The following is an 11,323-nucleotide window of genomic DNA, read 5'->3' as shown; positions in this document are numbered from 1 at the left end:
ATCATGCCAATTTTGGCATTTCAAAACAGTAAAAAACCAACAAAATCAACCAAAAACACATGAATTACCAAACAATTCCAATACTTTGCCAAAAGTGGCAGTCACAATGCCAAAAACGGCACCATATACGTCAATTATAAGAGTATAGATACGTAGTTACATTTAGAAAAAACATTCCGTATTATTTTTTGACAGCTCTCAAAGCTAATGTCAGAGATATATCTGGAAGCCCCCCAAAAAAACAAGCACTGTAATCCCGACTAGGTAGCCTACAGAAGGTCCTTCGACCATTTGTAATAAAGCGGCTAGGCAATGCCTTCACGACGACATAGCGATGCTATACTTTCTTTGTCTCATAATTCGGTTAGAACAATGCTGACCAAATTGCGCAAAATTATCGGCCTCCTTGATTCGCCGCGTTTCACTTTGCTTTTCTATAGCTGGTGAGCGCCCCTCACGAATAGCCCGTTTGGCATCCAACAACATTTCGCGGGCTATTGCCAATGAAATCCCCGTTTTACCGTATCGACCGAAGGTTACCGTCTCATGGCGGCCATCCATACGATAATCATTCTGAAAGGTAATTGTCCCAGATAGGGCAACTGTAACATGAAGGTCTTGCTGATCCCGAACCTTGTAAATCTTTTCCTTTGGCTTAAGTGACTTAATTGATTGATCTTAAGATATAATTTCCTCCAGAAGTACGTTTTTACCTAACAGCCACCTTCAAGGTTTTTTTATTTATCAATGAGTTACAAAAAAATTCACCTAACACAGCTATGTTATAGATGTAGGGTAAATCTAAAAACAGATGGATACAATGACGTACGATCCTGCGATTTACCCTGCGATTTCAAATTTACCCTACGAATAGTCAAAAAAGTCCTGAAAGAATTTTCATTTGCTTTCAGGGCCTTATACCGACTCCAGCGTGTTTTAGGTTGCCTGGAGGGAGGCTGAATCATTCCCACTCAATTATTAATTCCATTGTAACCAATTGATTTATAATGGGAAAATAATTTTCTTAAAATTTTTTGCCTATTTATAGACCATGCAATTCTTATCTATCTGTTTTCATTATTTAAATCGCATAAAAAAATAATGTAGATTATTTAAGACTATTCACCTGTTATTTTCTTTCGCAGCAAATATTTAGCACCCAATATCCGCAATTTTTTTACCTTACGGGCTCTATCTAATATATACGTTTTTGAGATCTCATGCAGTGATAACGTAAAAGCTAATGGGAATATCCATAGTAGCAAAAACTTTACGCTATCACCGCGGCTAAAGATCAATTAAATTCAACCTAAGATAGAATAAATAGTTTGTTCTGTATTTAAGTCACACACATATGCCTCAGGTGCTTCACCAGAAGCTGACCAGATCGCGTCAAATTTTGCTAAAACTTCTTGCTATAGGTCGATGTCTACCACATGTAGGCTTGTAGTGAGGTGCTTTGTTGTTAGGCGCGATAGCATCGACCAGTCAACAACGCGCCGGGATATGAGGTCGATCACAATGGCCAGACAGGAAACCCCTTCATATGTTTTGATATAGGTGATGTCTGTGCCCCATCCCAATATGTGCCATTTAAAATACCATAACAATCAATTGGCATAAACCATCTGCGAATTTAATTTCTGGTTCCCGGAACCTGCCATTCTTGCTCATCGGAAGTGAGGATATCGGCTCCGTCGATCCGTTTTACACCTGCGGGCACAAGAAGCTGCTCTAGCCAGCCGATGGCATTACCCCGTTCGGAACAATAAGCGAAAAACGCCCGTTGCATGGCACGAGTAAAAGCGACAAAAAATGAATTGAGTTCTTCACCGCGATCCGGCGAGAGGCTCCACCATGTCTGATCGTCGAGCCCGAAAAAGATCATTGTGTGGAATTCTAGACCCTTGCTCTTGTGAATCGTCATAAGTTGGACCTGTCCCTTACCTTCGAACCGATCAAGAACGTAACTCCAATCCGCAGCGCTCTCGACACATTCTCGCAAAAGGATTTGGAAGCCATTCCGAACGCGTTGGAAATCAGCGTCGCGTCGATATTCTGGGTAGGCCTGACGCAGACGCTCAACTCCAACAAAATCCAAGGCCTGCGCAAACAGCCTGTTAGCCACTACCGGATCAGGCAGTTCCTCACGCATTGCCTGTCGAAGATTCCTGGAGAACTTTTCGATATCCCGTTGCAAGTGCTCCTGCGCGGCCTCATCTTCCGAGTGGGCGCCCGCCAACGCTTGCAAACGCTCCTGCGTCGCGTTCCAAGCCTCCGGGTCGCGCGCTTTTGCTCCAAGCCGCAAGAGTAGAAGGAGTATTTCCGTGAGAGGCTCGGCTAATAAATCCTGAATGGCGATTTCACCGACGTTCCTGGCAAGATTGCGCAGTGTCAGGCCGTAGTTGCACAGAACTGGAGCAAGATCATCTTCAACATTGTTCGCCCGCATGCGCACAAGGATTGCGACATCGTGCGGAGCAATAAAGCCCTCATCGACTTCACTTCTAATCCATCGCGCTATCTGCTCTGCTTCCTGCTCGCAGCTGTCGAACATCCAGATAGCTGCCGTCTCTCCATCGACCTCTAACTCGCCCCGGGCCTCGACTTCCTCGACGTCGGGATCAATCTGCCGTGCGATGACATGCTGGATGGCAACTAGAGCCTGGTGTGATCTCCAATTCCGGAGAAGCGCATGGCGAACGGCATTGAAGTCGGCGGTGAACTCGTCGAACGCGTTATCCATTGCGCCCGCCCAGCCCATTATCCTTTGCTTGTCGTCTCCAACAGCGGTGAATACAGAATTGCTATCGCGAAACGCGGCATTCACGAGACTGTATTGTCCGTAGGTCGTATCTTGGAACTCGTCAAGAAAAACAAAGGGATAAGTTAGACGTAAGGCGCGCTTGATCCTTAGATTTGAGCGCAGCATGTACTCAACGAGGCGGTTGATCATCGCAAATGAGACCAGCGCACCGTCCGGCATGGCGTACTGATCATCCCAGTAGGCACGAAGCAGCTCGCGCGCGCGCGGATCCACAACTGTTTCTTCGAACGGCAGCGCCGTACGGGCAATCGCCCTTTCAAAACGGTCTGCACTGACATCTAGGCGTCTGTGAGTTCGCAGGAATAAGTTAAAATCCTGTCTTGAGGGAAACGCGATACTGTAGTCGGTCGGCGGTCGATAATCATCTGGGATTGCGAAGCGGAAGTGATCCAACATCTGCTTCGTGAATGCATCGAAAGTCATCGAGTGAAACCTGCGGGCCTGGTTTGCAGGGCAGCGCTGACGAACCCGCGCTGCAAGATTTTGGGCAGCATCACGCTTAAAGCTGATCGCAAGTATATGCTTTGACTCGGGACAAAGACCAGTCTGAAGGAGATAGGCGGCCTTTTGCGCCAGAAATTCTGTCTTGCCCGCTCCGGCGCCAGCGGTAACACAAACGCTCCGTGCGGTCTCTCGCAAAGCCTCCCACGCTCGCGGCTCAAGGTCATCGACCCCTTGTGGTCGCCAATCTTCCGGCAAAACTGGCATTAGTCTTCACCCGGCTCAGGAAACAAAACATCTCTCACATGATCGATCAGGGCACTCAATTCCCGCGGAGCGTGGTGGACAAGGTTTTGATTTGTAATCCTGCTTAAGGCAGCGAGATGAGTTTCCGGCTTGCTATGGCTGAGGAAGAGATATGGATACCAGGCGAAGCTATCGTTCCATCGATCGTCGTCATAGATATCGGGTTTTCCATTAGTTTTAAGGACGACCTTCTTTTTCTCGGCAATCGCCTCCGCCGTTGTCCTTGGACCTCGACCGTTCGGATTTGGGTGCTGGTAGGCAGCAGGAAACGCCTGCAACATCGCGAAATCCAGGTCGATGGGATCGGAAAAGAAGACGGCTTCATGCCTGAGGGCCTGAAGCCAGTCATTATCCTGCCAATCATTTAGAACATCCTTGTCGGCCAAACTGTCGAGATCGTAGAGATCGATCGTGCAGTTAACGACGAGGGGATTTGCGGTCAGGTCATGTCCCATTTGTTCGAGAGCAGCAACCGCACTTCGGATCATGTTGGCTCCGCCATGAGCGCGGCCAAGATCAAAATCCAGCAGCGTGGCGTAAGGAATGCCAAGATCGGTGAGCAGTCTCCAGAAGTGAGAGACATATCGCCCCCCCAACGGAACGACCGGAACAAACGACGGATCAAGCGGCACGCCTTTGGCTTCGGCAAGCCGGGGAACAACGATCCGCTCCGAATCCCCCTCCGCCAGTATCACGAACCGCGCAAAATAAAGTTCCGGATAAGAGCGGACCGCAAGTCGCACATATGTGCTCGCTTCGTCATCATTTTCCGGCAAAGTCAGCAGCCTCACGGAGGTGCGGCGCGTCTGTCTGTCAAGACGGAAGAAGCGGACTTCGTCTGCCTCGATGCGGGAAAGAATGCTAGCGCTATGGCTTGAGATGAGCGCCTGAGCCGTGCCCATCTCGCCAATCTCCCGCGCTTGCGTCACAACCCTGGACAGGAAGAACGGAGAAAGGCTGTTTTCGGGCTCTTCAATCGCGAGAAGGGTTAGATGAGTACGCCTTAACTTTTCCTGATCGAACGGGCTCTCCGCCGCAGCGAGGGCAAGCGCAGCCTGTTCGGTTTCTAGCGTCGCAGCAGTCAGAGCGATGTGGAAAAGCGAGCGCTGACCGTCGCTGAGATCGGCAAGGTTTCTATTTCGACCGGCCTCGTCAGGATAGAATACGAACTCCGCGCGCCGCACCAGCTCTTCGATCCTGCTCTCTATCAGTCGAAGATTGGGGGTCGTATCTGTGTCGCCTTCGTAAACCTGCTGCCACCTATGCGTCAGACGCTTGATGATAAAGTTTGCAGGGGCCTCTTGATCGAACTGGTTCTGGATAAGCTCAGCCCCTTCGGTAGCACGGGCACCAAGATCAGCCGACCAGAGCGCCGCTCGCCACAGACGGCCCTTCAGAAGCTCGGTGACACGGTCAGCGGCGTTGCGAAGGGCTGGAACATAGATGACCTGAATACTCGCGCGATCCACCGCCGAGACCTTCGGACAAGTCTCCCATACAAAATTGTCGTCAAGCGTTGTGATCCACCTGATGTCTTCTTCAACAGTGCCATCCGGCGTTCCGTCTTCAATCCACCTGGCGACAAGTCGGATGCGCGCCTTCAGCGGTTCATCAGGCCCCGAGGCAGCCATGTGATTGAAAAAGTCAGGGACGGCGTTGGCGTCTTCGTCCTCTTCTTGGTCTAGCTCCGGGAAGCCCAGTAGGCATTCGATCTCCAAGTCCCGCCCATCCGGCAATTTTTCTTCGTCATGAGCGATATGAAAGTCTTTCTTGGAGACAGTCCTGTCCGTCCTCGTCACACCAAAAAGCCGAGACAGCGCTTGGAAGAGCGCCGTCTTACCTGAACCATTGCCTCCGACGAAGGCTGTTACCTGCTCTTGCAAACGCACCTCCATCCACTCGGGACCGAAGCAGCGAAAATTACGTACCGCGATAGTTTCGATCTTCATGAAAATGCCTCACTATAAAAGTCTCAGCGCTTGCCTAAGAATGGTTGAAGAAGTGTCTTACAATACAACTCTTCATTGGTAAGTGCAATATCCACAACTCCTGTCTATTTGTATCATTGCGACGGTTTCGTAGACGGCCACCTCTAGCTCCGACCGATGCCTGTTCAGGTGCAGCCCCATTCTTAAGGACAGTGCGCTGAACACGTTTGTTATTGAACGCCTTTCGGCAACCAGTTCTGCCGCAACATCTGTTTTTTCGACGGGCAACGCACAACAGCCGCTTTGAGGATCTCGTTCTCAAGTGTGTTACGATCAAGCAAGCGTTCCAGCTCCCGACCCCGTTTCTGGAGTCTGCACACCTCTTTTGAACCAACAACGCTGCTATCACAGCCAACTGCTACTTCTCCACCGTCCTGCAACAAACGCCACTTGCGATAGAGAAGATTGGGAGCCACACCATGACGACGCGCAACAGACGAAACGCTTTCGCCCACCCCAAAACTTTCCTCAATCATTGCAAGTTTCTGCGATACCGTCCGACGGCGGCGGATATCTCCAACCAGAAACTCGGCCTACTTTATTCCATCTGACATAAGCAATCCTTAAGCACAGGCTTAAGCCTTTCTATCTTATGTCATGTGTCCGGTCAAAAATGGGGACAGTCCAATGTACTGCACCAGTTTAAACAGACAAATTGCTAAAGCTCACTTAGACTCACTCGTAACGCTGTGCATACAAATCATTTTTTTACAAATAGTAGTAGTCCAATCCATCGTAATTATTTATGGATTCCCAAGTGGGTCATAGAGACTATCAATTTCAGGAAACATATCCTTACTCACAATTTTCTCGCTAATACTCTCAATCAATAAATTTGACTCTTGTTCAGATATGTAATTTTCAACCCATTCTATCATACATGAAAGATTACGATTATTGGCATTTTGATACTTTTGTTTTAGGGTATCAACTCATAATAGCATTTCTTTTATTTCTCCATCAAGCTACTTGAGTTCCAATAAATAAGCTAATCTATCGTCTTCACGGACTTGCCGTCTTTTGGCAAGTTTTGCCCTTCTTTCATATTCTTCCCTTAGACAAGCAGCTTCTCTAGCGCGCTCTCGTTCTAATTTCTCAGTTTCTAATTGAGTAATTGGGGTTTTGTTTTTTCTCATTCTGAAAACCTTTGTCACCTTGCAGAAAGTCAATCAGCATAGGGACAATGATTTTCTCAATGGTGATATGGTTCTGGCCTGAATCCCTCGCCAGCAATTCGGCATAGAGTTTCAGATCGACATGAAGATCAGCCGGAATATCTAGGCGCAGTTTGACCGGCTTTTTTTCTTCTGGCAATGCGATGCGTAATTTGCTCATTCTTCTTCTCCTTCCGGTTCGATAATCAGGTCTTGTGTGATGATGACGCGCACAGGGAAAGCATTGCGTATTTTCAAGGTCGTTGGCACGTTTAACTGGCGATCAATAATGCGCTGTCCGGCCTGATTAAAGGTGTCTTGGGTGCCATTGCGAAGCGCGCGGATCAGCCGGTCATCGTCATCATCCATCGCCAATTCCGATCCTATAGAAAGCAAAACCGAGAGTGCTGCGGCTTTTGTCACAGCCCACCAGTGATGATCAACCTGATCGGAAACACCGGAATAGCCTGCTGCGTCTGCACCCGGCGCCCGATTAAGGGGGAATGTGCCGCCATCGGCAAATTTCAGGCTTTTCCAGACAAAGAGGATACGTTCCTGTCCGAATAGAACACGATTGTCATATTCTCCAATCAGTCTTGTGCCTTGCGGGATAAGCAGGATACGGCCGGTCGGACTGTCATAAACATTTTGTGTTACTTGCGCGGTAATCTGGCCTGGCAGATCTGAATGAATACCGGTAATCAGTGCAGCAGGAATGACAGAACCGGCCTGCAGCAGATTGGGTGATTGTGGTTTGATGATACGCGCAGAAGAGACCAGTCCTTGATTGTCTTGTTTGTTAAGGAAGGCTTGCTGGCGCGAGATATGATCCTGATTTGCCAATGTCTCGCCCATCAGATCAGGCAGAAATGGATTAATTGGTTGGTTGTTCATTGCCGTTTGTTGTGCTGCGTCCACTTTTGTTTGAGATGGGGCAAAGAGGCCAGACAAACGGGCAATTTCAATTTCCTCACGGATTTTTTGCTCAAGCTCTTGCTCATAGGGATCAACCACGGGTTCATTTGCGATTGAAGTTACAACCTGCTGATTTTGGATAACGCTGGCAGCACCCAGATCGCCGGGCGCCGGCTTTCCTATGATCGGGCCGGAATAATCATTGGATAGTGATTGCAATCCGTCTGGATAGGTATGGCTATCAATAGAATAAAGTTCATTTTCATTATTGGTGTTATTTTTTTCTTGAAACGCATAGATCAGCGAGCCGCCAATGACGAGACAGCCGACAATGCCGACAGTCAGCAGCATTTTTCGTGATAATCTGGTGACTTTCGGGACCTCTTGCCGCAGTTTCATGGTATTTGTTTCGGGCTGCACATCCATTTTACCGCCTCCTGCCATCGGAGCGTTCAATACGCACGGTTTGCTGGTTTTTGTTTTTGCCCGTGCCAAGGCGCAATTCTGCCGCTGCAAAGAGCGTATCAACGATCATGTAGTTTTGCCGGACACGATAATTGACCAGTTCCGTTCCTTTGCCGTCAGCAGCGACGACAAAGAGTGGCGGCATTTCGCCTTGGCCGATTCCGCGGGGGAATTCGATATAGACTTGCCGTCCGTCATCATAGGCGCGGAGCGGCCGCCAAGGTGGATTGTCGCCTTTAATGCGGTATCTGAATTTAATATTGGCAATATCGACATTGGTTGCCACGGGCTGAATGGCTTGTGCGCGTGCGTTTCGTTGGCGTAAGGCAATGATCTGGTCTGTCGGATATTGCCACATTACAGAAGCCATATAGGTGGATTCTGTTGATTTAAGTTCGAGGTGGTAGGTGCGCTTGTCTGTATTGATTACGAGATTGGTAGAAAGGCCGGCACGGGTTGGTTTGACAAGAATATGGATCTGTCGGGTTTTATCTGTGCCGCTTTCTGTATCACCTATAATCCAACGGACAGTATCACCAATCGCAACAGGCCCATTTCCTACCAGTGTTTCACTCGGCCGTAGGGCAATGTCGGTGACTTGCCCTACGGCTGTATAGACCTGATAGAGTGCGCCGGATGTATAAGGATAGATTTGCATGGCATTGATAAAGCCATCCTTGACCGGTTCCATACGGGCAGCTTTGTTGGCATTGGCAATGCGTTCGGTTGGCTTCTTGTTGTCTTTTGCTGCATTGCTTACCGGCTTCAGCTGTCCTGGCAATGGCAAAGGTCTGGCCGTTTCGACAACACGAACTGGTGAAGGCGCTTCTGGCACAAGAGCCGCAGGCATTACATTGTCATAGGAAATTTCAGGCGGAAGGTTTTTTGCACAACCGGCTAGAGCTGTTGTGAGAAGAAGGCCGATCATGATAGGGTTTCTGTTCATTTTGAAAGCTCCTTTGACCAGTTGATCGAATTGACATAAATGCCAAGCGGATTGACGCGTAAACGATCGGCGTCGTGTGGTTGCTGGATGATGATTGTAAGGATTGCTGTCCAACGCTCGGTTGAAGCAAGTGCGCCATCGGCATAGGTTCGTTCGATCCATGCGACACGGAACGAGCTTGGTGAAGCACGAATAACCGATGAGACATCAATTGCTATTTGTTGTCTGCCAATTTTGTTGAATGGGTCGTTACTTCGAGCATATTCATTGAGGGCAGTTGCGCCGTTATTGGTGGTAAACTCGTAAGCCTCCAGCCAGTTTTTACGCACGATGACGGAATCATTTGGAATTGATCTCACGAGCTCAACAAAATGGGCAAGATACCACGCGATTTGTGCATCAGATGGTTTGTAGTCGCTAATGGCAGGCGCAACAGTGCGCGCCTCGCCGAGTTTGTCAACTTCCACGACCCACGGAACAACAGTGCCGCGTGTTGACTGGATGACAAGGGCGCCTGCAAAACCGGCTGTGAGAAACAGGCAGCCAAAAGCCATGAGCCGCCAGTTTTTGGCTTGAACACGCGCGGCCCCCATGCGTTCATCCCAAACCTGACCGGCGCGCTGATAAGGTGTTTCCGGTTGCGGGGTTTTTCCATAATGTGTCGTTGGTCTTTTGAAAATATTCATGGGATCAATCACCTAATTTTACTGAATTGCCGGCACCGCCATGATCGGCAGAGCGAACAGCATGAGCGGCCATTGAAGCGCCCTGCCTTGCCGTCGCCGAATGGCTGCGGCGCAAGGCGCTGTTATTGGGAGATGGTTTGTTGGTTGAGGCCTGACTGTCATTCAATTGACCACCCGTAGCGCGATATGCGGCTTTTACGCCTGAAGCATTGGCTGCGGCCATGCTGCTTTTGGCGCTTTGTGCCGCACGTTTTAAAGGGGAAACAGCGACAGAAGCACCGGCTTTGGCGGCACCGCCAAGACCGGCGGCAATACCGGATGCGCCGCTTTTACCGGCAGAGGCCATAGAGTACGCGGCAGAGGCACCACCTGCGATGGCGCTTGCGCCTCGCATGGCAGCGCCGCCGCCTGCAGCCAGCGACATGGCACCTTTGGCGGCCATACCAATGGCTGCACCACCGGCAAGTGCCGCTCCTCCAACGGCAAGGCCTGTGGCAACGGCTGATCCTGCTCCCATTTGCGGCCCGCCTGAAACAAGGCCATCGGCAATTTTGGGGCCGAATATGCCAAGCCCTAAAAGAGCAAGAGCAGCCAATACAATGGTCATGGCCTGATCGAGTGTGGGAATCTGATCGCCGAAACCTGCCTTGAATTCTGCGAAAAGCGTATTGCCGATGCCGACAATAACCCCCAGAATCAGAACCTTGATACCGGTCGAAATGACATTGCCCAGTACTTTTTCGGCCATGAAGGATGATTTGTTGAAAAGGCCGAATGGAATAAGGACAAAGCCCGCAAGCGTTGTCAGCTTGAATTCGATCAGGGTTATAAAGAGCTGGACGGCGAGCAGGAAGAACGCGATCAGTACGATGAGCCATGCGAGACCAAGACAAACAATCTGAATGAAGTTTTCGAAGAATGAATAAAAGCCCATCAGATCAGACATGGCATCGATCAAAGGTCGTCCTGCATCAAGGCCGACTTGCGCGACTGCGCCTGGGTGCATCATTTGTTCAAAAGTGAAGCCTGATCCGGTCGCTTTGAGGCCAAGACCGGCAAAACTTTTCAAAATGATGTCGGTCAAATATTTCCAATTGCTGATAATGTAGGCAAAGGCACCGATATAGATTGTTTTTTTGACGAGCCTTGCCATCAGATCATCATCGGCACCCCATGCCCAAAACAGGAAGGCAATGGTTATGTCGATGACAATCAGGGTTGAAGCGATGAAGCCGACTTCACTGTTGAGCAGACCGAAGCCATTATCGATCAGGCTGTTAAACGTATTCAGAAATCGGTCAATGACACCAACAGAGTTCATAGCTTACCTGCCTTTCTTGGTAGAGCCAAGAAAAGTGTCACGGGCATCTTTCCATGTTTTCAAACATGCAGGATCACTCGTTGCAGCTTGCCCCAGATCTTTACAGCGTTTTAGTTCTGTTTTGGTGGCTGGTTCCTTGTTCGGAATAACCGTCACAGGTGGCGTATAAGGTGCGTTATCACGCATTTGCAGATAACTACCTGCTATGGCAACCAGTGCAACGACAATGGCAACAAAAATAGTCAGCCTTTTTATCATCGGAGTATCAAGCATA

9 protein-coding genes and 2 pseudogenes are annotated in these 11,323 nt (G+C 49.3%); all 11 read right to left on the bottom strand.

The annotated features are described in order from the left end of the window. Window positions 1–318: 318 nt before the first annotated feature. The 11 genes and pseudogenes from ACYSNS_RS11165 to trbK-alt all read right to left on the bottom strand — a co-directional run bounded on the left by ACYSNS_RS11165 (window position 319) and on the right by trbK-alt (window position 11,322). Window positions 319–669, bottom strand: a complete 351-nt coding sequence (locus ACYSNS_RS11165) for an Arm DNA-binding domain-containing protein (protein WP_461723243.1) — start codon at window positions 667–669, stop codon at window positions 319–321. A 791-nt stretch (window positions 670–1,460) separates the two neighbouring features. Continuing rightward, window positions 1,461–1,577: pseudogene (locus tag ACYSNS_RS11160) on the bottom strand (IS3 family transposase); the annotation flags it as partial. A gap of 59 nt (window positions 1,578–1,636) precedes the next feature. Continuing rightward, window positions 1,637–3,535 (bottom strand): UvrD-helicase domain-containing protein, encoded by a 1,899-nt coding sequence (locus ACYSNS_RS11155; protein WP_461723235.1) that lies wholly within the window; start codon window positions 3,533–3,535, stop codon window positions 1,637–1,639. After that, a complete protein-coding gene (locus ACYSNS_RS11150; protein WP_461723234.1) occupies window positions 3,535–5,523 on the bottom strand; it encodes an ATP-dependent nuclease in 1,989 nt (662 codons plus the stop codon). The genes ACYSNS_RS11155 and ACYSNS_RS11150 overlap by 1 nt, the downstream gene beginning before the upstream one ends. Window positions 5,524–5,739: 216 nt before the next feature. Beyond that, a pseudogene (locus ACYSNS_RS11145) lies at window positions 5,740–6,086 on the bottom strand (transposase); the annotation flags it as partial. A gap of 571 nt (window positions 6,087–6,657) precedes the next feature. Further along, complete coding sequence (locus tag ACYSNS_RS11140) at window positions 6,658–6,897, bottom strand: DUF2274 domain-containing protein (protein WP_461723233.1); 240 nt, start codon at window positions 6,895–6,897, stop codon at window positions 6,658–6,660. Continuing rightward, the gene (locus tag ACYSNS_RS11135) at window positions 6,894–8,057 is read right to left on the bottom strand and encodes a TraB/TrbI/VirB10 family type IV secretion system protein (RefSeq protein ID WP_461723232.1); all 1,164 of its coding nucleotides are present in this window, start codon (window positions 8,055–8,057) and stop codon (window positions 6,894–6,896) included. The genes ACYSNS_RS11140 and ACYSNS_RS11135 overlap by 4 nt, the downstream gene beginning before the upstream one ends. A gap of 1 nt (window position 8,058) precedes the next feature. Continuing rightward, window positions 8,059–9,042 carry a P-type conjugative transfer protein TrbG gene (gene trbG, locus ACYSNS_RS11130; RefSeq protein ID WP_461723231.1) on the bottom strand — a complete coding sequence of 328 codons (984 nt, stop codon included), beginning with the start codon at window positions 9,040–9,042 and terminating at the stop codon, window positions 8,059–8,061. Further along, window positions 9,039–9,728: a conjugal transfer protein TrbF gene (trbF, locus tag ACYSNS_RS11125; RefSeq protein ID WP_461723230.1), complete on the bottom strand. Its 690-nt coding sequence runs from the start codon at window positions 9,726–9,728 to the stop codon at window positions 9,039–9,041. Before trbF ends, trbG begins: the two co-directional genes overlap by 4 nt. A gap of 4 nt (window positions 9,729–9,732) precedes the next feature. Next, the gene (gene trbL / locus ACYSNS_RS11120) at window positions 9,733–11,049 is read right to left on the bottom strand and encodes a P-type conjugative transfer protein TrbL (RefSeq protein WP_461723229.1); all 1,317 of its coding nucleotides are present in this window, start codon (window positions 11,047–11,049) and stop codon (window positions 9,733–9,735) included. 3 nt (window positions 11,050–11,052) lie between these two features. Beyond that, window positions 11,053–11,322 (bottom strand): putative entry exclusion protein TrbK-alt, encoded by a 270-nt coding sequence (gene trbK-alt / locus ACYSNS_RS11115; protein WP_461723228.1) that lies wholly within the window; start codon window positions 11,320–11,322, stop codon window positions 11,053–11,055. Between the last annotated feature and the right edge of the window lies 1 nt (window position 11,323).

Source organism: Bartonella sp. LJL80 (genome assembly GCF_054871565.1).
Note: the sequence above shows the minus strand (reverse complement) of the source record. Positions and strands in the feature narration are given on the sequence as shown.